General features: G+C 73.3%; 24 protein-coding genes. 5 read left to right on the top strand and 19 right to left on the bottom strand.

The features are described from left to right. Positions 1–76: 76 nt before the first annotated feature. On the bottom strand, positions 77–1,360 hold the full coding sequence (locus ACFCY7_RS31555; protein WP_367823402.1) for an adenylosuccinate synthase: 1,284 nt from the start codon (positions 1,358–1,360) through the stop codon (positions 77–79). A gap of 143 nt (positions 1,361–1,503) precedes the next feature. On the opposite strand from ACFCY7_RS31555, the gene ACFCY7_RS31550 reads away from it, so the two are divergent. Further along, positions 1,504–2,313, top strand: coding sequence for a diacylglycerol kinase (locus tag ACFCY7_RS31550; protein ID WP_376489481.1), 810 nt, complete (start codon positions 1,504–1,506; stop codon positions 2,311–2,313). A 45-nt stretch (positions 2,314–2,358) separates the two neighbouring features. Continuing rightward, the gene (locus ACFCY7_RS31545; protein ID WP_376489480.1) at positions 2,359–3,717 is read left to right on the top strand and encodes a hypothetical protein; all 1,359 of its coding nucleotides are present in this window, start codon (positions 2,359–2,361) and stop codon (positions 3,715–3,717) included. On the opposite strand, the gene ACFCY7_RS31540 is transcribed toward ACFCY7_RS31545, so the two are convergent. Continuing rightward, positions 3,687–4,220 (bottom strand): GbsR/MarR family transcriptional regulator, encoded by a 534-nt coding sequence (locus ACFCY7_RS31540; protein WP_376489479.1) that lies wholly within the window; start codon positions 4,218–4,220, stop codon positions 3,687–3,689. The two genes, ACFCY7_RS31545 and ACFCY7_RS31540, sit on opposite strands and share 31 nt — an antisense overlap. A 62-nt stretch (positions 4,221–4,282) precedes the next feature. Between ACFCY7_RS31540 and ACFCY7_RS31535 the strand changes: the two genes are divergently transcribed. Together ACFCY7_RS31535 and ACFCY7_RS31530 are read left to right on the top strand one after the other, a co-directional pair. After that, positions 4,283–5,197 (top strand): ATP-binding cassette domain-containing protein, encoded by a 915-nt coding sequence (locus ACFCY7_RS31535; protein WP_376489478.1) that lies wholly within the window; start codon positions 4,283–4,285, stop codon positions 5,195–5,197. Beyond that, positions 5,194–6,759, top strand: coding sequence for an ABC transporter permease (locus ACFCY7_RS31530; RefSeq protein ID WP_376489477.1), 1,566 nt, complete (start codon positions 5,194–5,196; stop codon positions 6,757–6,759). The genes ACFCY7_RS31535 and ACFCY7_RS31530 overlap by 4 nt, the downstream gene beginning before the upstream one ends. Positions 6,760–6,847: 88 nt before the next feature. Here the strand turns inward: ACFCY7_RS31530 and ACFCY7_RS31525 are convergent, their stop codons facing one another. From ACFCY7_RS31525 to ACFCY7_RS31445, 17 genes are all read right to left on the bottom strand, one after another. Then, positions 6,848–8,044, bottom strand: a complete 1,197-nt coding sequence (locus ACFCY7_RS31525) for a cytochrome P450 (RefSeq protein ID WP_376489476.1) — start codon at positions 8,042–8,044, stop codon at positions 6,848–6,850. Positions 8,045–8,071: 27 nt separating this feature from the next. Next, positions 8,072–8,734: a response regulator gene (locus tag ACFCY7_RS31520; protein WP_376489475.1), complete on the bottom strand. Its 663-nt coding sequence runs from the start codon at positions 8,732–8,734 to the stop codon at positions 8,072–8,074. Further along, positions 8,731–10,053: a sensor histidine kinase gene (locus ACFCY7_RS31515; RefSeq protein ID WP_376489474.1), complete on the bottom strand. Its 1,323-nt coding sequence runs from the start codon at positions 10,051–10,053 to the stop codon at positions 8,731–8,733. Before ACFCY7_RS31515 ends, ACFCY7_RS31520 begins: the two co-directional genes overlap by 4 nt. An 86-nt stretch (positions 10,054–10,139) precedes the next feature. After that, entirely contained in the window at positions 10,140–11,009 is an 870-nt protein-coding gene (locus ACFCY7_RS31510) for an alpha/beta hydrolase (RefSeq protein ID WP_376489473.1), read from the bottom strand. Positions 11,010–11,112: 103 nt separating this feature from the next. Further along, on the bottom strand, positions 11,113–12,315 hold the full coding sequence (gene kynU, locus ACFCY7_RS31505) for a kynureninase (protein WP_376489472.1): 1,203 nt from the start codon (positions 12,313–12,315) through the stop codon (positions 11,113–11,115). Then, on the bottom strand, positions 12,308–13,156 hold the full coding sequence (locus tag ACFCY7_RS31500; RefSeq protein WP_376489471.1) for a tryptophan 2,3-dioxygenase family protein: 849 nt from the start codon (positions 13,154–13,156) through the stop codon (positions 12,308–12,310). The genes kynU and ACFCY7_RS31500 overlap by 8 nt, the downstream gene beginning before the upstream one ends. Before the next feature lie 233 nt (positions 13,157–13,389). Then, positions 13,390–13,803 (bottom strand): DUF3151 domain-containing protein, encoded by a 414-nt coding sequence (locus ACFCY7_RS31495; RefSeq protein WP_376489470.1) that lies wholly within the window; start codon positions 13,801–13,803, stop codon positions 13,390–13,392. A gap of 14 nt (positions 13,804–13,817) precedes the next feature. Beyond that, complete coding sequence (locus ACFCY7_RS31490; RefSeq protein WP_376489469.1) at positions 13,818–15,323, bottom strand: MFS transporter; 1,506 nt, start codon at positions 15,321–15,323, stop codon at positions 13,818–13,820. Positions 15,324–15,405: 82 nt separating this feature from the next. After that, positions 15,406–17,400: an Ig-like domain repeat protein gene (locus tag ACFCY7_RS31485; protein ID WP_376489468.1), complete on the bottom strand. Its 1,995-nt coding sequence runs from the start codon at positions 17,398–17,400 to the stop codon at positions 15,406–15,408. 185 nt (positions 17,401–17,585) lie between these two features. Then, the gene (gene fbaA / locus ACFCY7_RS31480) at positions 17,586–18,608 is read right to left on the bottom strand and encodes a class II fructose-bisphosphate aldolase (protein WP_376489467.1); all 1,023 of its coding nucleotides are present in this window, start codon (positions 18,606–18,608) and stop codon (positions 17,586–17,588) included. A 221-nt stretch (positions 18,609–18,829) separates the two neighbouring features. Beyond that, positions 18,830–19,369 carry an orotate phosphoribosyltransferase gene (gene pyrE / locus ACFCY7_RS31475; protein WP_376489466.1) on the bottom strand — a complete coding sequence of 180 codons (540 nt, stop codon included), beginning with the start codon at positions 19,367–19,369 and terminating at the stop codon, positions 18,830–18,832. Between the two features lie 10 nt (positions 19,370–19,379). After that, positions 19,380–20,165, bottom strand: a complete 786-nt coding sequence (locus ACFCY7_RS31470) for an aldose 1-epimerase (protein ID WP_376489482.1) — start codon at positions 20,163–20,165, stop codon at positions 19,380–19,382. Positions 20,166–20,200: 35 nt separating this feature from the next. Continuing rightward, a complete protein-coding gene (locus tag ACFCY7_RS31465; protein WP_376489465.1) occupies positions 20,201–21,085 on the bottom strand; it encodes an SRPBCC family protein in 885 nt (294 codons plus the stop codon). A 107-nt stretch (positions 21,086–21,192) separates the two neighbouring features. Beyond that, positions 21,193–22,866: a polyamine aminopropyltransferase gene (locus ACFCY7_RS31460; RefSeq protein ID WP_376489464.1), complete on the bottom strand. Its 1,674-nt coding sequence runs from the start codon at positions 22,864–22,866 to the stop codon at positions 21,193–21,195. Between the two features lie 75 nt (positions 22,867–22,941). Then, a complete protein-coding gene (locus ACFCY7_RS31455) occupies positions 22,942–23,460 on the bottom strand; it encodes a DUF2617 family protein (RefSeq protein WP_376489463.1) in 519 nt (172 codons plus the stop codon). A gap of 279 nt (positions 23,461–23,739) precedes the next feature. Continuing rightward, positions 23,740–23,946, bottom strand: coding sequence for a hypothetical protein (locus ACFCY7_RS31450; protein WP_376489462.1), 207 nt, complete (start codon positions 23,944–23,946; stop codon positions 23,740–23,742). Positions 23,947–23,998: 52 nt separating this feature from the next. Then, positions 23,999–24,265: a hypothetical protein gene (locus ACFCY7_RS31445; RefSeq protein WP_376489461.1), complete on the bottom strand. Its 267-nt coding sequence runs from the start codon at positions 24,263–24,265 to the stop codon at positions 23,999–24,001. A 130-nt stretch (positions 24,266–24,395) separates the two neighbouring features. Here ACFCY7_RS31445 and ACFCY7_RS31440 point away from each other — a divergent pair, with 130 nt between their 5' ends. Continuing rightward, positions 24,396–25,565, top strand: coding sequence for a pyridoxal phosphate-dependent aminotransferase (locus ACFCY7_RS31440; protein ID WP_376489460.1), 1,170 nt, complete (start codon positions 24,396–24,398; stop codon positions 25,563–25,565). Positions 25,566–25,608: the final 43 nt, after the last annotated feature.

The following is a 25,608-nucleotide window of genomic DNA, read 5'->3' as shown; positions in this document are numbered from 1 at the left end:
CCGCCTGCGTCTGGTGTCCTAGGCGCGGGCTGCGTGCGGCGGCGGGCGGCTCCTGCGGGAGGAGCGGCGGCGGCTCCTACAGGAAGGAGTTGATCTCGATGGTCTCGGTGCGGCCGGGGCCGACGCCGATGGCGGAGATGGGGGCGCCGGACATCTCCTCGAGGGCCTTCACGTAGGCCTGCGCGTTCTTCGGCAGGTCGGCGAAGGTCTGGGCCTTGGTGATGTCCTCGGACCAGCCGGGGAGCATTTCGTAGATCGGCTTCGCGTGGTGGAAGTCGGTCTGCGAGTAGGGCAGCTCCTCGACGCGCTTGCCGTCGATCTCGTAGGCGACGCAGACGGGGATCTGCTCCCAGCCGGTGAGGACGTCGAGCTTGGTGAGGAAGAAGTCCGTGAGGCCGTTGACGCGGGTGGCGTAGCGGGCGATGACCGCGTCGAACCAGCCGCAGCGGCGGTCACGGCCGGTGGTGACGCCGCGCTCGCCGCCGATGCGGCGCAGGGCCTCGCCGTCCGCGTCGAAGAGCTCCGTCGGGAACGGGCCGGCGCCGACACGGGTCGTGTAGGCCTTGAGGATGCCGATGACGCGGCTGATCTTCGTCGGGCCCACGCCGGCGCCGGTGCAGGCGCCGCCCGCGGTCGGGTTCGAGGAGGTGACGAAGGGGTACGTGCCGTGGTCGACGTCGAGCAGGGTGCCCTGGCCGCCCTCGAAGAGCACGACCTTGTCGTCGTCGAGCGCCTTGTTGAGGATCAGCGTCGTGTCGGCGACGAAGGGCTTGATCTGCTCCGCGTACTGGAGCATCTCCTCGACGATCTGCTCGGCCTGGATCGCGCGCCGGTTGTAGAGCTTGGCGAGGAGCTGGTTCTTGCCCTCCAGCGCCGCCTCGACCTTCTGCTCCAGGATCGACTCGTCGTACAGGTCCTGGACCCGGATGCCGACGCGGTTGATCTTGTCGGCGTAGGTGGGGCCGATGCCCCGGCCCGTGGTGCCGATCTTGCGCTTGCCGAGGAACCGTTCCGTCACCTTGTCGAGGGTGACGTTGTACGGGGTGATCAGGTGGGCGTTGCCGCTGATCAGGAGCTTCGACGTGTCGACGCCGCGGTCGTTCAGTCCGCTCAGCTCGGAGAGCAGGACCGCCGGGTCGACGACGACACCGTTTCCGATCACCGGGGTACACCCCGGCGAGAGGATTCCGGAAGGGAGAAGATGCAGCGCGTACTTCTGGTCGCCGACGACGACGGTGTGGCCGGCGTTGTTGCCGCCCTGGTAACGCACTACATAGTCAACGGAACCACCGAGGAGGTCGGTGGCCTTTCCCTTGCCCTCGTCACCCCACTGAGCACCGAGCAGCACAAGTGCGGGCACAGGCGTACACCCCTTCCGGGTGGGGCATGTCCAAGGTCAGGGGGCGTACGCCGCCTCACCGGTGTGCCCCGGAATAGACGAAGCCCCTGGCGCAATAGCGCAAGGGGCTCTTGCACAAAGATGCTACCCGAGGAAGGACCGAGGTGTCGGATCACGACCAGCTGCTGGTCATCGTCGACCCGGTCGCCCGCCGATGTGACGGCGAGTCCGTGCGGATCGCGAAGGATGTCCTGTGTGCGGGCGCGGAGGCGAAGATCTGCCTGCCGGACGGCCCCGAGGAATTCTCCCGGGCCCTGGCCAGGCGCGGCTCGCGGCGCCCCGTGGTGCTCGGCGACGACCGGGCGCTGCTGCGTGCGGTGACCCTGCTCCACCGGGACCGCGACCCCTCCCGCGCGCCCCTCGCGCTCGTCCCGATCGGTGCTCCCGACGGGCTCCAGGTCGCCCGCGCGCTCGGCGTGCCGCCGGGCACCGTGGCGGCCGCCCGGACGGTCCTGGACGGTGTGGCGCGCCGCCTGGACCTGCTCGTGGACGACAGCGGCGGGGTCGTCCTGCAGCGCTTGGACGTCCCGGCCGCCCGCCTGCTCGCCGCGGCGGCGCCCACCGTCTGGGACACCTGCCGGTCCCTGGTCCGCACCCTGGCCCGTCCGGCGCCCGCGCCGGTCCTGGCGCGGGCCCACCGGCTGCGGGTGGAGGCGGACGGAGTGCTGCTCAGCGACGTGGACACCCTGCTGGAGGGCCTGACCGTGCGTGCCCTGGGCGGTTCGGCCGCCCTGACCCTCGCCCCGGCCGGCGCCCCGCCCGTGCACGCCACCGCCCAGACCCTGACGGTGACCGGACCCGACTTCCGCTACCGCGCCGACACCATGGTCTCGGGGCCGGTGCGGCGGCGGGAGTGGACGGTCCGGGCAGGGGCCTGGGGGCTGACGCTTCCCCGGAAGGCCGGAGCGGTCTAGCCTCCCCGAGGGGTACGTGATCACACGGGGCGACGGGGGTTCGTGGTGGAGTGCGCGCTGGACCGGGAGGCGACCCGGCGGGGGCTCGGGCGCTACCGGAGGCAGGCGGTGCGGGGCACGGGAGCGGGAGCGGCCCTCGTGGGCCTCGGCCTCGTCTTCGTCCTCCTGCCCGTCGACGCCTCCTGGGCGTCGGACGTGGCCGCCGGCCTCGGCACCACGGGTCTGATCGTGCTGGGCATCGCCCTCAGCGCTTTGCGGAGCGCCGGGCGGATGCGGCGGGCGCTGGCGGCGGGGCCGTGGTCGGCCCACCCCGCCGTGGCTGTCGTCCGCGGTGGCATGGTGCCCCCTTCGATCGTCCTGGGCGACCGGGCCGGCGGACGGGCGTGGCCGCTCACGATGGCGGCGACGAAGCAGCGGTACGAGCGGGTGCTGCCGGGTCCCGACGCCGTCCTGTGGTGGTGCGGCGACCCGGACCGCGGCGGCGTGATCGCCCCGCCCGGCGGCGAGGAGCTGATCTGGGCGCGGGCGGTACGGGGCTACCACACCCGGAATCGGACCGTCGGGCTCGCGGCGGCCGAGGGGTTGTTCGACCGGCCGGCGCCCGTCCAGCCACGGGGCTCCCGCATCGGCTTCCCCGAGGGCGAGGGCGACAGCGGCACCGGGGCCCGTGCCGAAGCCGGCACCCGGGCCCGTGCCGAAGCCCAGGACCGTCACCCCCCGACGTACGCGGTCCTCGCCGCCGCGGCCCGGCGGCAGGCCCTGCCCGGGACCGGCCGCGCGCGCCGCGAGGCGGACGTGCGGGCCGTGCCGTGGTGGCGGGTGCGCTCGCTGCGGCACGTGGCGGGCCTGTCGAGGCTGCTGATCTCGCCGGTCCCCGTCGTGACCGGCCTGTTGATGCTGGGCCGTCCGGAGGATTACCCCGCCGTCGTGGCGTACGCCGTCATCGCGTTCGGCGTGGGCCTCGTCCTGCACTCCGGCCGGCGCTTCCTCACCTCCGGCCGCGCCATCGCCCGGCTGCTCGCCCGGTCCGCGCGGGCCCCCGGGCCCGTACCGAAGCGGTACGCCCTGCTGTTCGACCCGGTCGGCGGCGCTCCGGTCCTCGTGCTCTTCCCGCACGGCGGTGGGCCGGAGGACCTGCCCGAGGCGGTGCTCCGGCTGTACCCGCCGGGCACGCTGGCGAAGCCCCGCAAGGGGCTGCCCTCGGCCCCGTCCGGCCCGGTGGAGCTGCGGGGCCTGCCGGCCGGCACCGGCCAGGGCGAGCTGGCCGTCGTCCCCTGGATCGAGGGGCGGCCGGTGTGGCCCGCCGGTCCGTACGAGGAGCTGCGACCGGGCGATCCGGCGGCGCGGGAGTACCTGGAGCGGCTCGCGCCGCCTCAGGAGACTTCGGGGGTCCCGGCTCCCTGAGCGGTGCCGCGCGCGGCCCGGTGGTCGCGCCAGCGCTCCATGATTCCGGACATCTCGCCGTGCAGGAAGGCGAAGAACTCCGCCGTCTCCGTCGTGCGGCGACCGGCCGCGCTGTCGGGGCCCAGGGTCTCCGCGCCCTCCTTCAGGACCTTCTCCCAGCGGACGAGGACCTGGTCGCGGCGGGTGAAGGTCTCGTACCAGAGCTCGTTGTGGAGGACGTAGCGGTCGCGGCGGGTGCCGGGGTCGCGTTCGCGGCTGACCATGCCGACCTGGGTGAGGTAGCCGATAGCGCCGGAGACGGCGGCCGGGCTGATCCGGAGCTGTTCGGCGAGTTCGGCCGAGGTCATGGAGGCGGTCTCGGAGGCGAGGAGGGCCGCGAAGACGCGGCTCGCCATGCGCTGCATGCCGGCGGCGGTCATCTCGGCCGCGAAGCGCTCGACGAAGCGGGAGACCGCCTCGTCGCCTCCGCCGTCGTCGGTCTTCGTCATCTCGCGCTCACCCATCCCCTGACTTTATACGGTTCCTTAACTTCACAAATTTGTGAAACTACCGTACGTTCTGAAGCATGACGAAGGCAATCAGCGTCGTCGGACTGCACAAGTCCTTCGGGCGCACCCAGGCGCTCGACGGCCTCGACCTCACCGTCGAGACCGGCGAGGTCCACGGCTTCCTCGGCCCCAACGGCGCCGGGAAGTCCACCACCATCCGGGTCCTCCTGGGGCTGCTGCGGGCCGATTCCGGCGGCGCCCGGGTGCTCGGCCGCGACCCCTGGCAGGACGCCGTCGAGCTGCACCGCCGGATCGCGTACGTCCCCGGCGACGTGACCCTGTGGCGCAACCTCTCCGGCGGCGAGGTCATCGACCTGTACGGCCGGCTGCGGGGCGCGCCCCTCGACGGGGCCCGCCGCGCGGAGCTCATCGAGCGCTTCGAGCTCGACCCCACCAAGAAGGGCCGCACCTACTCCAAGGGCAACCGGCAGAAGGTCGCCCTCGTGGCCGCCTTCGCCGCCGACGTCGACCTGCTCGTCCTCGACGAGCCGACCAGCGGCCTCGACCCGCTGATGGAGGAGGTCTTCCGGAGCTGCGTCGAGGAGGCCCGCGACCGGGGCCGGACGGTCCTGCTGTCGAGCCACATCCTCAGCGAGGTCGAGGCCCTCTGCGACCGGGTCAGCATCGTCCGCAAGGGCCGGACCGTCGAGTCCGGTTCGCTCGCGGAGCTGCGGCACCTGACCCGTACCAGCGTCACCGCCGAACTCGCCGGACCGCCGAACGGACTCGCCCGCCTGCCCGGCGTCCACGGCTTCGCCCTCCAGGAGACCGAAGGGGGCCGGGGCGGCCGCGTGAGGTTCCAGGTGGACACCGACCGGCTCGACGCCGTCCTCCGCTCCCTGACCGAGTCGGGCGTCCGGAGCCTGACCTCGACGCCGCCCACCCTGGAGGAGCTGTTCCTCCGCCACTACACGGACGAGGGGGCGTCATGAGCCTCGCCGGCACCGGGGCCCTCACCCGGCTCGCCCTGCGCCGCGACCGGGTGATGGTCCCGGTCTGGGCGCTCGTCGTCGGCGGGATGGTCGCGAGCGGCGCCGGGTCCCTGGAGGGGCTGTACGGCACGGCCGCCGAGCGGGCCGAGCTCGCCGCCTCCATGACCGCGAACAGCTCGATGCGCGCGCTGTACGGACCGGTCTTCGGCGACTCCCTCGGCGGGCTCGTCGCCTGGCGCTTCGGCACCTTCGGCACGGTCCTCGCCGCCGTCGCGAGCCTGATCGTGGTGGTCCGGCACACCCGCGAGGAGGAGGAGACGGGCCGTCAGGAGATGCTGTCCGCCGGGGCGGTCGGCCGCCGCGCCCCGCTCACCGCCGCCCTCCTCACCGCCCTCGGACTGAACGCGGCCGTCGCCCTGATCGTCACCGCCGGGCTCGCCGGACAGGGCGCGGCCGGGGCGCTCGCGCTCGGTCTGGCGATCGGCGGCACCGGCATGGTCTTCGCGACCTCCGCCGCGCTCGCCGCCCAGTTCACGGAGAGCGCCCGGCTCGCCAAGGGCCTGTCGGCCGCCGTCCTCGGCCTGGCCTTCGCGCTGCGGGCGGCCGGCGACTCGGGGACCCCCGACGGCTCCTCCGTGCTGACCTGGCTCTCCCCCGTCGGCTGGGCCGAGCAGGTCCGCGCCTTCGCCGGCGAGCGCTGGTGGGTGCTGCTCCTGATCGCCGCGGCCGTCCTGCTCCAGGCGTCGGCGGCGTACGCGCTGGCCGCCCGCAGGGACGTCGGGGCGGGTTTCGTGGCGACCCGGCCGGGCCCGGCCGAGGGGCGCCTCGCGACCGCCGGGGCGCTCGCCTGGCGGCTCCAGCGCGGCTCGCTCCTCGGCTGGTCGCTCGGCTTCCTCGTCGGCGGCCTCGTGTTCGGCGGGATGGTGGAGGGCGCGGCGGACATCGTCGGCGACAACGAGCAGGCCCGCGAGATCTTCGAGCGGATGGGCGGGCAGAGCGCGCTCACCGACGCCTTCCTCGCCACCATGGTGTCCCTCTTCGGGATGATCGCCGCCCTGTACGCGGTCGGCTCGGTGCTGCGGCCGCACGGCGAGGAGACCTCGGGCCGGGCGGAGCCGCTCCTGGCGGGCGCCCTGGGCCGGCTCCGCTGGGCCGCCGGGCACCTGGTGATCGCCTTCGGCGGCTCGGCCCTGATCCTGGTCCTGGCCGGCCTCGGCCTCGCCCTGTCGTACGGGCACGACGCCGGTCCCGTCCTGGGCGCCGCGCTCGTCCAGCTCCCGGCGGTGTGGGTGCTCGCCGGTCTGGCGGTCCTGCTCTGGGGCGCCGCCCCGAGGGCCGCGACCGCCGCCTGGGGCGTCGCCGGGCTCTGCCTGGCGCTCGGCTGGGTCGGCCCGGCGCTCGACCTGCCGCAGGCGGCCCTCGACCTGTCCCCCTTCGGCCACCTGCCGAAGCTGCCGGGCCAGGACGTGGACTGGACCCCGGTGCTCGCCCTGACGGCGCTGGCGGCGGCGCTGGTCGCGGCCGGCCTCGCGGGGCTGCGCCGCCGGGACCTGGCGGGCTGAGGCGGCCGACCGCCTCGGCTCCCTCGGCTCCCTCCGATCCCTCCACTCCCTCCGCTCCTTCCGCTCCCTCCGCTCCTTCCGCCCGGGCTCACACCTCGACGAGCAGCTCCTCGAAGCCCCGGATGACGTACCCGGGCTTCCTGACCGGGTCGGCCGCGAGCCGCAGGCCCGGCGCCTGCCTCAGCAACTCACCGAAGACGGCGGTGAGTTCGAGGCGGGCGAGCGGGGCGCCGAGGCAGTAGTGGATGCCGGCGCCGAAGGTGACGTGGGGGTTGTCGGCCCGGGTGAGGTCGAGCACGTCGACGGTCGGGCCGAAGCGGGCGGGGTCGCGGTTGGCGGAGCCGAAGAGGAGGGCGACCTCGGAGCCGCGCGGGATGACCTGGCCGCCGAGCTCGATGTCGTCGAGGACCCAGCGCTCGAACATCTGGAGCGGGGTGTCGTACCGCAGAAGTTCTTCCACAGCTGTGGACAACTTTTCGGGATCCGGACGGACGCCCTCCCTGAGCAGCGTCCACCAGCCGTTGACCGTGGTGTTCACCGTGGCCTCGTGGCCCGCGTTCAGGAGCAGGACGCACGTGGAGACCATCTCCTGCTCCGTCAGCTCCTCCACCGCGATCAGGGACGAGATCAGGTCCTCCCCCGGCTCCCTCCGCCGCCGCGCGATCAGCTCCCGCAGGTAGTCCGAGAACTCGATCGACGCCCGGACCGCCCGCCGGGCCGTCTCCTCCGACGGGTTCAGCTCGAACATCCCGCAGATCGCCGCCGACCAGGGCCGCAACCGCCCCCGCTCCTCGTCGTCCTCCGGCACCCCCAGCATCTCGGCGATCACCGCCACCGGCAGCGGTTCGGCGACCGCGCCGAGCAGATCGCCGCCGCCCGCCGCCACCAGATCGCCGACGAGCCCGGCGGCCAGCCGCCGTACGGTCGGCGCCAGGTCCTCCACCGTCCTCGGCGTGAACGCCTTCGACACCAGCCGCCGGATCCGCGTGTGGTCCGCCGCCTCCAGATCGAGCAGCCCGTGGTCGTTGAGCGTGTGGAAGGGCTCGTGCGCGGCGTCCGGCGCCACCCGCCCGAACTCCTCGTGCGTGAAGCGGTGCGTGTACGTCCGGCCGAGGCGCCGGTCGCGCAGGAGCGCCGACACGTCCTCGTGGTGCGGGATCAGCCACTGCCGGGTCGGACCGTGCCAGTGCGCGCGGCCGGCGGCGCGCAGCGCGGCGTAGGCGGGATACGGGTCGGCGACGAACTCCGGCGACCAGGGGTCGTACACAGCGTCAACAGCGTCCATGACCGGACGCTACCCCCGCGCGGCGGCTCAGCCGCCGACCCGCACCAGACCGGCCTCGTACGCGAAGACCGCCGCCTGCGTCCGGTCGCGCAGGCCCAGCTTCACCAGGATGCGGCTGACGTGCGTCTTGATCGTGGACTCGGCGACGACGAGGTGCTCGGCAATCTCGGCATTCGACAGGCCCTGGGCGATGAGGACGAGGACCTCCGTCTCCCGCTCGGTCAGCTCCCCGATCTGCGCCATCGCCGGCGGGCGCGGCGAGGTCCCCGGCGCCTTCGCGAACTCGGTGATCAGCCGCTTGGTGACGGTCGGCGCGAGCAGCGCCTCCCCGGCTGCCACGACCCGCACCCCGTCCGCGAGTTGCCGGGCCGAGGCGTCCTTGAGCAGGAAGCCGGAGGCCCCGGCGCGCAGCGCCTGGTACACGTACTCGTCCAGGTCGAAGGTGGTCAGCACGAGCACCTTCGCGTCCGCGTCGGCGGCGACGATCTCCCGGGTGGCGTCGATGCCGTTCAGCTCGGGCATCCGGATGTCCATGAGGACCACGTCCGGGCGGAGGGCGGCGACCTGGGCGATGGCCTCCCGGCCGTTGACGGCCTCGCCGACGACCTCGATGTCCGGCATCGCACCGAGCAGCACCGAGAAGCCCTCGCGGACCATCATCTGGTCGTCGACGATCAGTACGCGGATCACTGCGTGGCCTCCTCGCGGCTCACGGGGACGAAGGCCGCCACCTCGTAGCCACCGTCGTCGGTCGCCTCGGCCGTCATCTCCCCGCCCAGCATCGTCACACGCTCCCGCATGCCCGTGATGCCGTGCCCGGCGCCCGGCGACGGCTTCACCAGGCCGCGCGCCGGCCCGTTGGCGATCCGGAGCCCCAGGCCGCCGAGGACATAGCTGACCTCGACCTTCGCCGCCGCCCCCGGCGCGTGCCGCAGCACGTTCGACAGGGCCTCCTGGACGATCCGGTACGCGGAGAGCTCCACGCCCTGCGGCAGCTCCCGCACGGCGCCCGTCACGGTCTTCTCGACGTCGAGCCCGGCCTCCGCGACGTTGCGGATCAGCCCGTCGAGGTCGCCGAGGGTCGGCTGCGGGGCGTCGGGCGCCTCGTAGTCCTCGGCCCGTACGACACCGAGGATGCGGCGCAGCTCGGTCAGCGCGGCGACGGCGTTCTCCCGGATGGTGAGGAAGGCCTGCTCCAGCTCCGGCGGCGGGTTCTCGACGCGGTACGGGGCGGCCTCCGCCTGGATGGCGACCACCGACATGTGGTGCGCGACGACGTCGTGGAGCTCGCGGGCGATGGTGGTGCGCTCCTCCAGGACGGTCCGCTTGGAGATCTCCTGCGCCGTGACGGTCTGCTGCGCAGTGACCTCGCGGTCGGCCTGGCGGCGGACCTGGACGACGGTGACGGCGAGCAGGACCATGGCCGAGACGAAGACCATCGGGAACGAGTCGGAGCCGCGCCCGACGCCGAGGGCCATCTCCAGGAACAGGGAGTAGCCGGACGTCACGGCCCACATCCACGCCGCGGTACGGGGCCGGGTGCGGGCGGCGACCACGGCGAGGACCACCAGATGGGCGGCGAAGCAGGCCGCCGTCCAGGGCCAGCCGCCCCCGAATCCGGTGGCGTACCCGATGAAGGGGGCCGTGGCGAGCGAGGCCCAGAAGGCGAGGACCGGCCGGACCAGGGTGAGCAGCACGATCGCGGCCGGCACACAGGTGGTCACGATCGCCGTCACGCCGAAGCCGTAGTAGATCCGGTCGTATCCGACGGCGAACACGACCACGGCGCAGAACGCGACGAAGGCGTGGGGAAGCAGCCCCGCGTAGACCCGTATCCGCCGCGGCAGGAAGCGGGTCGGCCCGCTGTCCACGTCCATGCGCGGCATCGAGCGGTAGGCGAAGGCGTCGTCGAAGAGTTCCTGGCGCAGCCCCCCGAGCGCCGCCTGCACCAGGCGGAACTCGGGGCTGCGGCTCGTCTCGGAGGACTGTGTCTGGGTCACGCGAACCACGGTACGGGGGCCCCCGAGCGGGGTCGTCCGGCTCTGTGCGGATCCTTCCGGGTCCCCCCTGAGTACTAGGAGGACGCGGGACACCCCTAGAAGGCCAGCTGGGCGATCTCCTCGGCGACCACCGCGCAGGCGTCGGCGGCCGGGTCGATCAGCGGGAAGTGGCCGATGTCCTCCAGGAGCGTGAGGCCGACCTCCTCGCCGGCCTTGGCCGCCGCCTCCGCGTAGGCCTCGGCGACGGCGTGCGGGACGACGACGTCCTCGCGGCCCTGGACGAGGGTGGTCGCGATGCCGGTCGGGAGGAGGACGGCCGGGTCGGCGGAGGCCGCCCGTGCCGCGTACGCGGTCTCGCCGCCGAGGAGTTCGGTGACCGCGCCGCCGCACACCCCGAGCTCGACCGCCCGCGCGAAGTGGGCGATGGGGGCGAGGGCGACGACGCCGCGCAGGGCGGGCGGGGCGGGGAGGCGCCACGGGGAGCCGGCGGGCAGGACGTGCCGGGCGGCGGCCCAGAGGGCGAGGTGGCCGCCGGCGGAGTGGCCGGTGAGGACGATCCGTCCGGTGTCGGCCTGCGGCAGGTGCGCGGTGGCCAGCTCCGGCACGGCGTCGAGGGCGGCGGCCACGTCGTCGAAGGTCTCGGGCCAGCGGCCGGCGACCGGGGCCGTACCGCCCTGGTGGGGGAGGCCGGGGCCGCGCCGGTACTCGACGCTCGCCACGGCGAAGCCGCGGCGGGCCAGGAAGTCCGCGAAGGGCGTCAGGTGCCACCGGTCGTACGGAGCCCGCCAGGCGCCGCCGTGCAGGGCGACGACGAGCGGGGCCCTGGTGCGTCCGTCGCGCGGGGCGTAGAAGTCGACCACCTGGTCCGGGTGGTCGCCGTACGCGGCGGAGGCGTCCGGGGGGACGGCCGGGTGCGAGAAGGCCGACGCCTCTTCGGCGGCATCGCGCGCGGCGGGGTCCGGCATGCTGTTCCAACCTCTCGGGTACGCGGCCGAATTGGCCTGACCTGCGGGGACGGTACCAGCACCGGAGCCCCCGCAGATCAGGCGATCATCGGACGGTCACGCCTCAGCCGGCGAGGTCGGTCAGGACCTCCGCGAGGACCCGCGCCGCCCGCTCCGCGTCCGCGAAACCGACGTACAGCGGCGTGAAGCCGAACCGCAGCACGTCCGGGCGGCGCAGGTCGCCGACCACACCGCGCCGGATCAGCTCGGCCATCACGGCCGGCGCCTCGGCGCAGCGCAGCGCGACCTGGCTGCCGCGCTCGCCGTGCTCCTCGGGCGTCGCCGACTCGACCCGGCCCGCGGGCGCGTAGGCGCGCACGCACTCCAGGAAGAAGTCCGTGAGCGCCAGGGACTTGGCCCGTACGTCCTCGATCCCGACCCCGTCCCAGACGTCGAGCGCCGCTTCGAGCGCCAGCATCGAGAGGATGTCGGGGGTGCCGACCCGGCCCTTCAGCGCTCCCGCGGCCGCCGCGTACCCGGGGGTCATGGCGAACGGGTCGGCGTGCGAGTTCCAGCCGGGCAGCGGCGAGTCGAAGCCGGCCTGGTGCCGCTCGGCGACGTACAGGTACGCGGGCGAACCGGGGCCGCCGTTCAGGTACTTGTAGGTGCAGCCGACGGCCAGGTCGACGCCGTGCGCGTCGAGCCCGACGGGCAGCGCGCCCGCGCTGTGGCACAGGTCCCACACGGCGAGTGCGCCCGCCCCGTGGAGCGCGGCGGTGATGCCGGGCAGGTCCTGGAGCCGGCCCGTCCGGTAGTCGACGTGGTTGACGAGCGCGGCGGCCGTGCGGCCGCTCACCGCGGCCGCCATGTCGGCCGGATCGCACGGCACGATGGCGTGCCCCGTCATCCGCGCCGCCGACTCCGCGATGTACCCGTCCGTGGGAAAGGTCGTCGCGTCGACGAGTATCTCGTCGCGGCCGTCACCGTTCAGCCGGGCCGCGGCGACGACCGCCTTGAAGACGTTCACGCTCGTCGAGTCGCCGACCACGATCTGCCCGGGGGCCGCGCCGACGATCGGCGCGATCCGGTCGCCGATCCGCTCGGGCGCGGTCCACCAGCCGGACTCGTCCCAGGAGCGGATGCGCAGCTCGCCCCACTCCCGGGTGATGACGTCGGCCATCCGGGCCGGCACGTGGGCGGGCAGCGCGCCGAGCGAGTTGCCGTCGAGGTAGACGGTCCCGGCGTCGAGGGCGAACTTCTCGCGGTGCTTGCCCAGTCCGTCGGCCGCGTCGAGTTCGCGCGCCCTGTCCTTGAGGAGGTCAGACATGGCTGCGGGCCGTCCAGAGCTCCGGGAACACGTTCTTCTGGGCCCGCTTCTCCAGCCAGGCCACGCCGGCCGAACCGCCGGTGCCGGTCTTCGCGCCCATCGCGCGCCGGGTCGCGACCAGGTGGTCGTTGCGCCAGCGCCAGACGAGTTCGGCGACGTCGCTGAGGGCCTCGCCGAGGCGGACGAGCTCGCCGTTCTGGTCGGTGTCCGCGTAGATCCCGGCCCAGACCGCCTCGACCTCGGGGGACGGCTCGTACCGCTGCGAGAGGTCGCGGCCGAGGACCGCGGCCGGCACGGGCAGGCCGCGGCGGGACAGGAACGCGAGGACCTCGTCGTACAGGCTCGGCTCCTGGAGCGCCTTCTCCAGCTCGGCGTGGACGCGGGGCGCGCCCCGGTGGGGCACCAGCATGGAGGCGGCCTTGTCGCCGAGCAGGAACTCCATCCGGCGGTACATCGCCGACTGGAAGCCCGAGCCCTCGCCGAGCGCGGCGCGGTAGGCGTTGAACTGGGCGGGGGTGAGCTGGGCCAGCGGCCGCCAGGAGTGGTTGAGCGCCTCAAGCTCGCGCACGGAGCGCTTGAGCGCGTCCATCGCGACGGGGACGCGGTCCTCGCGCAGCGCGCGGCTCGCGGTCTCCCACTCGTGGACGATCACCGTGAACCACAGCTCCATGACCTGGGTGGTGACCAGGAAGACCATCTCGCCGGGGTCGTCCGAGCGGAGGTGCTGGAGGTGGGTGAGGACGTCCGCCTGGACGTAGTCCTCGTACGGCGTGGTACCCGCGAAGTCGAGGTTCGGGTCGTCGACGACCGAACCGGCTCCGGCATCGGGGAAGGTGGACATTTCTGTCTCCTCGATACGTATTACCGGGTAGCGGTCTGCTCCTCCGTGCGGCGCGTCGTCCGGCACGGGAGCCCCGGTCCCCTCGGGAGGCGTGCTTCGTCGCGCGCCGTCCCAAGCGCATCATGACACGATCGGACCAGCGATGTAGATCCCGTCTTCGTCATACGGAAACACGTTCGAACGCCCTCCCCCCGTGGCGGGGGAAGGGCGTGGCACCGCAACGGCGGGGCGCGTCAGCCGAGGGTCTCGGCAGCCGTCTCCGAGGAGTCCCGCAGGAACGTGGTGCAGCGCTCGAACTCGTCCTTCTCGCCGATCTCGCCGGCCGCGCGGGCCAGGGCGTGCAGCGCGCGCAGGAAGCCGCGGTTCGGCTCGTGCTCCCACGGCACCGGGCCGTGGCCCTTCCAGCCGCTGCGGCGCAGCGCGTCCAGGCCGCGGTGGTAGCCGGTACGGGCGTAGGCGTACGACTCGACGACCGAGCCGCGCTCGTAGGCGTCGTCGGCGAGCCGGGCCCAGGCGAGCGAGGACGTCGGGTACTTCGCGGCGACGTCCGCCGGCGCGGTACCGCTCGCGAGCAGCTCGCGCGGACCCGGGTCGTCGGGCAGGTGGGTGGGGGCCGGTCCCCCCAGCAGGTTCTCGTGGATGGCCATGGGCCCAGTCTGCCTCAGGGCGCCGACCCCGGCCGCTCCCGCTCCCCCGGCTCGCCCGGGTCCCCCGGCCCCCGCTTCCCCGAATCCCGCTCCCCCGGGTCCAGGGGCGGCGCCGTCACCCCGCAGTGCACCCGGCACTCCGGATGGCACGCGGCCACCCCGACCGGGGTGCGCATCGTCGTCCAGGCGAGGACCGCGCCGGCCACCAGGAGGGCCGCGCACATCGGCATGGCCCGCCGGAAGGTCTCGTCGAACTCCGCCGCCGACAGGTACGCCTCCGGGCCCATCCCGGCCAGCAGCGGCAGCGCGGCCACCGCGAGCAGCCCGGCCGCCCGGGCCGCCGCGTTGTTGATCCCGCTGGCGAGGCCCGCCCTGGACACGTCCACCGAGGCGAGGACGGTCGCGGTCAGCGGCGCGACCAGGGTCGTCATGCCCAGCCCGAGGACGACCATGGCCGGCAGCACGTCCCGCGCGTAGGACGCGTCCTCCCCGACCCGCAGCATCAGCAGCATGCCCACGGCGCACAGCAGCGGCCCCACCGTGAGCGGGATCCGGGGGCCGATCCGCTCCCCCAGCTCGCCGGACTTCGCCGAGAGCAGCAGCATCAGCACGGTCGTCGGCAGCATGGCCGTGCCGGCGCCGAGCGCCGAGTAGCCGGACACCACCTGGAGCTGGAGCGCGGCCAGGAAGAAGAACCCGCCGAAGGCCGCGTACACGCACAGGGTGACCAGGTTGACGGTGGTGAAGAGCCGCGAGCGGAAGATCGACGGCGGCGTCATCGCCGACTCGCCGCGCCGCCGCTCCACCAGCACGAACACCACCCCGACCGCGACCCCGGCCACCGCCGCCCACCAGGCCGCGCCGATCAGCGCGTACGTGACGAGCGCGAGCGCCGCCGCGCCGAGGAACGCCCCCAGCACGTCGAACCGGCCGTGCGCCGTCTCGTCCCGGGACTCCGGCACGTGCCGCAGCGCCACCGGCACGCAGACGGCCGCGAGCGGCACGTTCAGCAGGAACACCCAGCGCCAGCCCGGCCCGTCCACCAGCCAGCCGCCGACGAACGGCCCGATCGCGGCCCCCACCCCGCCGAAACCGGACCACAGGCCGACCGCCCTGGCCCGGTCGTCCTCGTGGAAACTCGCCTGGATCAGCGCGAGCGAACCGGGCGTGAGCAGCGCCCCGCCCACCCCCTGGAAGGCGCGGGCCGCGATCAGCACCCCCGCGTTCGGGGCGAGCCCGCACAGCAGCGACGCGACCGCGAACCACACCACGCCGATCACGAACACCCGGCGGCGTCCGTAGCGGTCGCCGAGCGCCCCGCCGAGCAGGATCAGCCCGGCCAGGGTCAGCATGTAGGCGTTCACGGTCCATTGGAGCGCGCCGAGGTCGGCGCCCAGGTCCTCGCCGATGTGCGGCAGCGCGACGTTGACGACGGTGGAGTCGAGCAGCGCCATTCCGGACCCGAGCACGGTCGTGAACAGGATCCAGCGGCCCGTCCCGGAGCTCATCCGGATGTCCATGCCTGCATGATCCCGCGAACGACGGAGCCCCGCCCACCGGAATCCGAGGAAACCGGTGGGCGGGGCCGCGCCGAGCTGCGGGTCAGCGGGTGACGTTGAAGTACTTCCACCCGCCGTAGACCGTGGTGTTCACGTTGTCGCCGGACTCGGTGTCCACGTACGCCGTGCGGACCCGGGCGCGCACGCCCTCCGCGCCGTTGGCGTCGAGGTTGACGTACGCCATGCCGCCGCTGGTCAGCGAAACGTAGTCCGTCGCGCCGGTGCGCCAGGCGCCCGCGTACCAGACCTGGAGCTCGACCTTGGTCTTGCGGCCCGGGTACGGGTTGTTCCACGCGGTGACCAGCACGTCGGTGCTCTGGTGGTACGTCTGGTACCAGATGGTGCCGATCTTCGACCACTTGTAGTGGCGGGACAGCGAGGTCGTCAGGCCGGCCTTCGTGTACACGGTGGATCCGGCCTTGGCCCAGCCGGACCGGGTGTCACCGGCGAAGATCGCGGTCACCCAGGCGTCCCGGGTCATCTTGGTCGTCACCGACAGCTTGCCCGCCGAGTTGACCGTGCCGCGCTTGAGCAGCCGCTTGGGCTCCGCGCCGTACGGGTCGGACCAGATCTCCACCACGCGGTTCCGGTACGACCAGCCGAGGGTGGCCGTGTACGTCACGTTGGTGCCGTAGTTGACGGTGAGCCGGTTCCGGTCCAGCGTCAGCGCGGTCTTGAACGGGGTCACCTTGACGACCGCCGAGCCGCTCGCGCCGATGTGCGTGGCGTCGCCCGCGTACGCCACCTTGTACGTGACGTTGCCCGCCGCGGTCGGGGTGTCCGGGAACGAGAACGCGCCGTTCGCCCCGAGCGGCTTCGTCCCGAGCGACTTGCCCTTCGGGAACTCGGCGTCGTAGCGCGTCACCGCGAGCGGCGTCCCCGCCGGCAGCTTCAGCGTCGACGCGACCGTGCCGGACACGGTGATCGCCTTGAGGACCGCCACGGTGTCCGGGACCTTCACGGTGACCGTGGGCACGGACTTGGTCGGCGCGTCCAGGACCTGCAGGCGGGCGCTGCCGCCGCTGATCGCCGTGGTCACCGCGAACAGGCGGCTGCCGCCCGGCTCCCAGGCGAGGGCGCTGTTGGCGAGGCTGTCGCCGCCGCTGCTGCCCCCGGTGCCGGGGAAGTCGTACTGCCGCACGGCCGTCGTCTCGCCCGGCCGGTAGACGAACACGTCCGGGTCGTACCAGGCGGCGGAGCCGGCGGCCACCGTGCCGTCGGGGGCGACGGCCACCGCCGCGCCGTGGTACTCGCTGGCGTAGGACGGCAGCTCGGCCATGTCGGTGGTCTGCCACACGCGGTGGCGGTTGCCGGCCGTGGCCGTGATGAGCTTGGCACCGTCCGGGGTGTAGGCGAGGTCGTTCGCCATGCCCACCGAACCGACGTCGGGGGCGGTGCGCGCGGTGCGGGTCGCGGTGCCCGTGGAGGCGTCGTACGCGCCGAGCAGGAACCGGTGGTAGTACGAGGACATGGCCGCGAACGCGTTCGGGTCCGTCGGCGAGGAGACGAGCCTCGGGGCGCCCGAGTAGTTCAGCTCGGTGTCCTGGGCCAGCGTCACCACGGGCTCGGCGCCGGAGGTGTCGACCGACCCGATGTCGCCGTGGTCGCCGTTGCCGTAACCGAACCAGATCTTGCCGCCCGCGAGGGCCACGTACTGCGGATCGGTGCCCTCACCGGTGGCGTACCGGGCCGTCTCGGTCACCGTCTGCGCGTCCAGGACGACGACCGCGTCGGCGCCCGGGACCGCGGCGTACAGGCTCCCCGAGTCGGCGGAGAGCGCGAGCCCGGTCACCTCGGGCAGGCCGGTGACGGTGCCCAGCACCGTGCCCGCGTAGTCGGTGGCGACGACCTTCCCGAGGTACGGGTCGCTGATGAAGATCCTCTGGTGGACGCCGTCCACCACCATGTCGCCCACGGACGACATCGGCAGGGCCTTGCTGCTGTCGGCGGCCGCCGGGCCCGCCGTGCCCGCGACGAGTGCCGCGGAGCTGATGAGAACCGCGAGCGCGGTCGCGGCAGAGAGAGTGCGCTTGCGCACGATGAAGAGACCCCCCAAAGAACATGGTCTCCGGCCCCTCGGTCCATGGGGGCGCGGTGCAGGAAGACTAGACCACGCGGATGACAGTGCGCGCACGCGAAAAAGCCCGGCGCCACGGGGCGCCGGGCTCTCGCTCCGGACGGGTCGACGTCGGCTCGGACGTGCCGGCGTCGACCCGGCCGTGACTACTTCAGCTTCGTGCCGGTCGAGCGCAGCGCGGCGCACGCCTCGGTCACGCGGGTGGCCATGCCGGCCTCGGCGAGCTTGCCCCAGGTGCGCGGGTCGTAGGTGGACTTCGTGCCGACCTCGCCGTCGACCTTCAGGACACCGTCGTAGTTGCGGAACATGTGGTCCACGACCGGGCGGGTGAAGGCGTACTGCGTGTCGGTGTCGAGGTTCATCTTCACGACGCCGTTCTCCAGCGCGGTGGCGATCTCCTCGGCCGTCGAGCCCGAACCGCCGTGGAAAACGAAGTCGAACGGGGAGGCCTTGCCGAACTTCTCGGCGACGCCGGCCTGGAGGTCCTTGAGGAGCTCGGGGCGGAGCACGACGTTGCCCGGCTTGTAGACGCCGTGCACGTTGCCGAAGGAGGCGGCGAGCAGGTAGCGGCCCTTCTCGCCCAGGCCCAGGGCCTCGGCGGTGCGGATCGCGTCCTCGACGGTGGTGTACAGCTCGTCGTTGATCTCGTGGCTGACGCCGTCCTCCTCGCCGCCGGTCGGGGTGATCTCGACCTCAAGGATGATCTTGGCGGCGACGGCCTTCGCGAGCAGCTCCTGGCCGATGGCCAGGTTGTCCGCGAGGGTCTCGGCGGAGCCGTCCCACATGTGCGACTGGAACAGCGGGTTCTCGCCACGGGCGACGCGCTCGGCGGAGATGTCGAGCAGCGGACGGACGTAGCCGTCCAGCTTGTCCTTCGGGCAGTGGTCGGTGTGCAGGGCGACCGTGATGTCGTACTTCGCGGCGACGATGTGCGCGAACTCGGCCAGGGCAACGGCGCCCGTGACCATGTCCTTCTTGTGCTGACCGCCCAGGAACTCGGCTCCGCCGGTCGAGATCTGGATGATGCCGTCGCTCTCGGCCTCCGCGAAGCCGCGCAGCGCGGCGTGCAGGGTCTGGGACGAGGTCACGTTGATGGCCGGGTAGGCGAACTTGCCTGCCTTCGCCCGGTCGAGCATCTGGCTGTAGACCTCGGGGGTTGCGATGGGCATTCGTCCGCTCCTTGTGATGTGCGGGGTGTGTGCGTTTCTGTCCCTGACCGGGGGGCGACGTCATCGTCGACCCCATCCTTTCAGACTCTCGTCCGGGCTCCCACGGGCGCGGCACGACCAAGGGCGGGGTGTTTCACGTGAAACACCCCGCCCTTGGGTAAAAACGCAGGTCAAGGACCCTATCGCCGGGGTCCGGGACCTAAGTCACGACTTCGCGGCGGTTACGCCAGGCCGAGATCGGCCAGCTGGTAGCCGGTGAGGTAGGTCAGGCCCGCCCCGCCGATCGCGTCGGCGGCACCGCGGTCCACGATCGTGGCCACGGCGACGACCTCGCCGCCCGCCTCGCGGACGGCCTCGACCGCGGTCAGCGGCGAGCCGCCGGTGGTCGAGGTGTCCTCGACCACCAGGCAGCGACGGCCCTTGACGTCCGTGCCCTCGATGCGGCGCTGCATGCCGTGCGCCTTCTGCGCCTTGCGCACGACGAAGGCGTCGAGGCGCTGCCCGCGCGCGGCGGAGGCGTGCAGCATCGAGGTCGCGACCGGGTCGGCGCCGAGCGTCAGCCCGCCGACGCAGTCGAAGTCCAGGTCGGCGGTGAGGTCGAGCATGACCTGACCGACCATCGGCGCGGCCTCGCCGTCCAGCGTGACCCGGCGCAGGTCGATGTAGTAGTCGGCTTCCAGACCCGACGAGAGGGTCACCTTGCCGTGGACCACGGCCTTGTCCTTGATCTGCTGGAGCAGCTCAGCGCGTACGTCAGTCATGGTCAGCAGCTTAAAGCCGCCGCCAACTCCAGACGCTCTCGACCTCCAGGGGGTCGATCGGGGTGACGAGGCGCGGGAGGGTGTTGAGGCCGTTCGGCGGGCCGGACTGCGGCTCGACGCAGACCGCCTCGGCCGGCTCGTCGTAGATCACGACCCACTCGGCACGGCTCGCGACCTTCAGCTCCAGCTCGTCCGGCCAGGTCAGGGTCACGTCGACACCGCCGGGCATGCCGAAGCAGTCGTCCCAGGGGCCGGGGAGGGGGTCGATCCGGCGGCCGGTGGGGAGGTGGTTCTCGCCGCGCTCCTCCTGCCAGGCGGGGGCGAAGCCGAGCTCCACGTCCTGGCCGCCCTGGCCGAGGTTGCGCAGGAACCAGGGGTGCCAGCCGGCTTGGGCGGGGAACGAGTCGGCGTAGGTCTCGACCCCGAAGCGGAGCGTGAGGGAGTCCTCGGCCAGTTCGAAGACCTGGGTGACCCGGCCCTTGTACGGCCACGGGTCACCGAGTTCGCAGGTGAACACCGCCTCGGTGGCGGACGTCCTGGCGGTCTTCCAGGCCACGTCGCGGACGGTGCCGTGGATGGCGTGCGGGGCCGCGTTGACCGGCAGCGTGTGCGAGGTGGCGCCGTTGCGGAAGCGGCCGTTCTCGGTCCGGCCGCACCACGGCACCATCGGGAAGCTGCCGTACCGCTCGCCCTGGCGCAGCACCTCGGTGCCGCCGATGCGCAGGCTCTCGATCCGGCAGCCGTGCTCGGGGTTGATGGTCAACTCGGCGGCGCCCGCCGTCAGTCGCGTCTGCATCGTCACGCCCCGACCCTAGCTCCGATGGGAGCGTTTCAACGACGGCGCCGCAGCGCCCGTCCGACGACGACCGCCGAGGCGAGGGCGAGGGCCGCGGCGGGCGCGATCCAGCGCAGAGTGGCACCGGCGCTGCTCGCCTCGGGTGCGGGAACGGGGGCGTACCGGCCGCGTGGCGGGGCGTGGTCGACCTCCTCGGCGCTCCGCCCGATCATCGTCCGGCGGGCGTGGGCGGCCTCCGCGGCGGGCTGCGGGGCGGGGAACTCGATCGGGGTGTCGCCGAAGTCCTCGTCCAGGAGCGGGTCCAGGGAGGAGGGCGGGACCGGTGTGTCGAGGACGGCGCTCCGGCCGGGCTCCTCGACCCCGTCGTCGACCCCGTCGTCGTCGACCCCGTCGTCGGTGACGGCGTGGTCGTCGGCGTGGTCGTCGGCGTGGTCGTCGGCGTGGTCGTCGGCGTGGTCGTCGGCGTCGGCGGGTGCCTCCGCCCCCGTCGGCTCGACCGCGAGGGCGGCCAGCGCCTCCACGAACCTGTCGAGCAGCTTGGCCCCTGCCAGGGACCTCGCCCCGTCCGTCGCCTCGGCGAGTCGGCCCTCGGCCGTGAGGGCGCCGGTGAAGCTCAGGCTGGTGCCGTCGGCCACCGGAGTGAGGACGACGGTGAGCGACAGCTCGGCCGAGCCCTTGCCGCGGGCCTCGGTGCCCTGGCCCTCGTAGGTGATGGCACCGTCCCGCTCGACGACCTTCAGGGCGCCGCGGTACGTGATGGTGTTGCCGCCGACCCGGACCTTGAGCCGTCCCGTGAGGGGGCCCGCGGACTCGTCGGCGTCGCGCTGGAGGCCGGGCACGCAGCGCACCACCCGGGCCGGGTCCGTGAGCGTCGCACGCAGGGCCTCGGCCGGGACGGGAACGAACACCTCATGCTCCATGGAAACCGAGCCTACTCAGGCCGGGGCGCGGCGTCGCCTGTTTGCCGCCGGGCGGGCGCCCCGGCCGGCCCGCCCGGGGCCCGGCGCGCCGGGCCGTGGTCCCGCGCTCAGGAGCCGTACCGCGGGTGCACCAGGGTGGACGGGGGCAGTTCGGCGCCCTTGGTGCGTTCGGCGCGGCGGGCCGCGGCGGCCAGGGTGTCGGCGGCGAGCGAGCGCAGCCGGGGCGCGTCGGGGGCGAGGCCGAGGGCGGGCCGCCGGCCTCCACGCACCGCGAGGAGGAAGCCCCAGTCGCACGGTCCCCGGCCGTTGCCGCTGGCGCGGTCGGCCCGGTCGGGTCCGGCGGCGAAGCCGGGAGTGCGGCCGCTCGCGCTGTAGGGGCGGGTCGCGAAGCCCGCGGCGCGCAGGGTGGCGTCCACCGTCCAGTAGGTGCGCGGCCGGTCGGCGGCCGATCCGGCGTGCACGGCGAACCGTCCGGCGCCGGTGAGGACGCGGGCCACCAGGCCGTAGAACTCCTCGGAGTACAGCTTGGTGCTGGGGGTGATGCCGGGGTCGGGAAGGTCGGAGATCACCACGTCGTACCGTTCCTGCACACGATCGGCGGCGGACCTCAGCCAGCCGAACGCGTCCGCGTAGACCACCCGGACGCGCGGGTCCCGGAACGCCTGCGCGTTGAGCGTGGCGAGGGCGGGGTCCGTACGGGCGAGGCGGACGACCCCCCGGTCGATCTCGACGACGGTGACGGCGCGGACCCCCGCGTAGCGCAGGACCTCGCGGGCGGCCAGGCCGTCCCCGCCGCCGACGATCAGCACGCGCGCGTGCGCGCCCTTCATCGCGGGGTGGACGAGGGCCTCGTGGTAGCGGTACTCGTCCCGGCCGGCCACCCTGAGGCGGCCGTCGAGGAAGAGGTCCGGCGGCCCCTCGCGGCCGCCGGTCACGACGACCTCCTGGAGGTCGGTGTGGACGGCGACCCGCACCCGGTCCCCGTACACGGCCCGGCGCGCGGCCTGCTCGAAGTCGGCGACGAGGACGGTCGCGGTGGCGAGGACGGCGAGGACGCACACGTTCACCGCCACGAGCAGGGCCCTGGAGCGGCGGGTGAGGTCGCGGCGGAACACCCAGAGGACGAGCCCGCCGCCCGCCACCGCGTTCACCGCGCCGGTGACGAGCGCGCCGGTGAGCTGACCGAGCCAGGGCAGCAGCAGGAACGGGAACGCGAGGCCGCCGACCAGCGCGCCCACGTAGTCGGCGGCGAACAGGTCGGCGACCGTCCCGGCGGCGTCGTCCTGGTCCCCGGGCGCGGCCTGCCGGCCGGCCCGCCCGGGCCTGCCCGCCCGCTGTATCAGCGACATCAGGAGCGGGATCTCGGCGCCGATGAGCACGCCGATCGCCAGCGAGAACGCCACGAGCACGTACCGCGACTCGCCGAGCCAGGCGAAGGCCGCGTACAGCACCATCGCCGAGCAGCCGCCGACCAGCGCGAGCCCGGCCTCGACCAGGCCGAAGCCGACGGCGGCGCGGCAGCGCAGCCGCTTGGCGAGCAGCGAGCCGATGCCCATCGCGAACACCATCACGGAGAGCACGACCGAGGCCTGGGTGACCGAGTCGCCGATCAAGTAGGAGGCGAGCGCGACCAGTTCGAGTTCGTAGACCAGACCGCACGCGGCGCAGACGAACACCACCGCGAGGACCGGGAACCGCACCGCCTCGGGCGGCCTGACGGGCCGCCGCAGGGGCGGCCGTCGCACCCGCTTGGGTGGCATGGTCACGGTCGGCTCGATCATGACCGTAACGCTACGTCACGACTGAGGGACCCTTTGTCACCCACACGAGTGCATCTGGGGCCCGGGAGGGGCGTATCAGAGCGTTGCGGGCATACGTGCGCCGATACGGGTCCTGGTCACCACCAACTGCCCCTCCTGCGGGTAGGCGTGCCAGGTGCGCCACCGCACCTGACCCTCCTGGCGGTGCGCCAGCATGGCCGTGAAGGCGTGCGGCGACCCGGGGAAGGTCCCCGCGAGGCCGTTGGGGTGGTCGGCGACGAGTGCGAGCAACTCCTGTGCGCGGCCCGCGAAGGAGCCCTGCGGGAGCTTCTCGACGCGTGCGGCGAATTCGTACTCCCATGCGCCGATGCGCTTGGAGACGCCGAGCGGGAGCGGGGTGCTGCTGCCGGGCATGCAGGCCACGGTCTCCGAGCAGCTGTGTCCGTCCTCTTCGAGGAGGACCTGGTGAGAGGCGCCGAGCAGTCTCAACTGGAGCTTGGCGCCGGAGAGTTCGAGGTCGAGCACCGCAAGGGCGGGCAGCGGCTCGCGCCCCAGCGCCCAGGCCAGGTCGGCCGCGCGCGTGTCGGTGTAGGTGGTCTTCAGGGTGGTGAGCATGGGTCGGCTCCGCAAACACGGTTTGACGGGTGGGCCGGGGGCGCCCCGAGAGGGTCCAACGGGAGTGGGGGATCGCCGGCTCGGTTCCACACACGGTCCGAGGGCTGTCTCTGTCAGGAGCGAGAGAACCACGGACGCCGGACGACTCGCAGCGTTTTTACCCAACTTGCTGTGTTTTCCAACCCCTTCGGGGACCCCACAGTTCAATTGTTCAATCAGAATCGATCGAGATGTCGGCACGGAATGCCAATGTCACGTGCCTCCGGGGCCGACACGCGCTCAGCTGCCGCCACCGCAGCCACCGCCGCAGCCACCGCCGCCACCGCAGCTCGACCCGCACGAACTCGCGCAGCCGCCGCTGCCTCCGCCGTCGGCCCAGCCGCCCTTCCGGCCCCCGCCCCGCCGCCGGCCCCGCCTGCGGTCCCGGACGCCGGAGACCAGGCCGATGACGACCAGGGCCCCCAGGATCACGATGAAGATCTCCATCTGTACTACCCCCGTTCTTCTGTGCGAGGGGGATGCCCCCTACGGCCCCCCGTCAAAGCGGACTTGAGCGAATCGAGAGCTTCAGCTGCACGAGGACGACGATGACGACGAGCACGAGGAGGACGAGCACGACGAGCTCGAACACGACGACGCGGAGCAGGAGAACGACGAGGACGAGGAGCACGAGGAGGAGGAAGAGGACGACGAGGACGAGGTGGCGGAGGAGCCCGCACCGGCCCACCAGCTGTCCCCGCCGCCCCGGCTGCCGCGCCTGCGCTTCGTCCCGCGCGTACCGCTCATCCCGCTCGCGACGAGCCACACCGCGAAGCCGATCACGGCCGCGATCCCGAGGATGAAGAATGCGATGTCCATGCCAGGGCGATCCCCTCGCCGCGCCCCCGCCAAAGCACACTTGAGCAAGTCCAGAGCTTCCCCCCAGGATGACTCCCATGACACGACCGCTGCTCAATCGCCGCCTCGCCGAGTTCGGGACGACGATCTTCGCCGAGATGTCCGCGCTCGCCGCCAGGACCGGGTCGATCAACCTCGGTCAGGGCTTCCCCGACACCGACGGCCCGGAGGAGGTCCGGGAAGCCGCCGTCCGCGCGCTGCGGGACGGCCGCGGCAACCAGTACCCGCCCGGCCCCGGCGTCCCCGAGCTGCGGACGGCCGTCGCCGACCACCAGCGGCAGCGGTACGGCCTGGAGTACGACCCCGACACGGAGGTGCTGGTCACCGCGGGCGCGACCGAGGCCATCGCGGCGGCCCTGCTCGCCCTCGTCGAGCCGGGCGACGAGGTGATCGCGCTGGAGCCGTACTACGACTCGTACGCGGCCTGCGTCGCGATGGCCGGCGGCACCCGTGTCCCCGTCACCCTCCGCCCCCACGAGGGCGCCTACGTCCTCGACCTGGACGAGCTGCGGGCCGCCGTCACCGACCGGACCCGGCTGATCCTGCTCAACACCCCGCACAACCCCACCGGCACCGTCCTCACCCGCGCCGAGCTGACCGCCGTCGCCGAGCTCGCGGTCGAGCGGGACCTGCTCGTGGTCACCGACGAGGTGTACGAGCACCTGGTCTTCGACGGCACCGAGCACGTGCCGATCGCGACCCTCCCCGGGATGCGGGAGCGCACGGTCACCATCGGTTCGAGCGGGAAGACCTTCTCGTTCACGGGCTGGAAGGTCGGCTGGACCACCGCGAGCCCCGAGCTGACCTCCGCCGTCCGCTCGGCCAAGCAGTTCCTCACCTACGTCTCCGCCGGCCCGTTCCAGTACGCGATCGCCGAGGCGCTCCGCCTCCCCGACAGCTACTTCGACGCCCTGCGCGCCGACCTCCAGGCCAAGCGGGACCTGCTGAGCGAGGGCCTCGCCCAGGCGGGCTTCGAGGTCTACCGCCCCTCCGGCACCTACTTCGTCACCACCGACATCCGCCCGCTCGGCGCCACCGACGGCTTCGCCTTCTGCCGTTCCCTGCCCGACCGCGCCGGCGTCGTCGCCATCCCCAACGCCGTCTTCTACGACCACCGCGAGGCCGGCGCCCCCTTCGTCCGCTTCGCCTTCTGCAAGAAGACCGAGGTCCTCGAGGAAGCGGTCTCCCGCCTCAAGCGCCTCGCCTGAGGCGGGAGCCGGACGCGCGAGAGCCCGGCCCCCGGAAGGGGGG

The organism is Streptomyces sp. NPDC056361, assembly GCF_042262805.1.
Classification (GTDB): domain Bacteria; phylum Actinomycetota; class Actinomycetes; order Streptomycetales; family Streptomycetaceae; genus Streptomyces.
The sequence above is the reverse complement of the archived record's forward strand: the minus strand, read 5'-3'. Positions and strand labels throughout refer to the sequence as shown.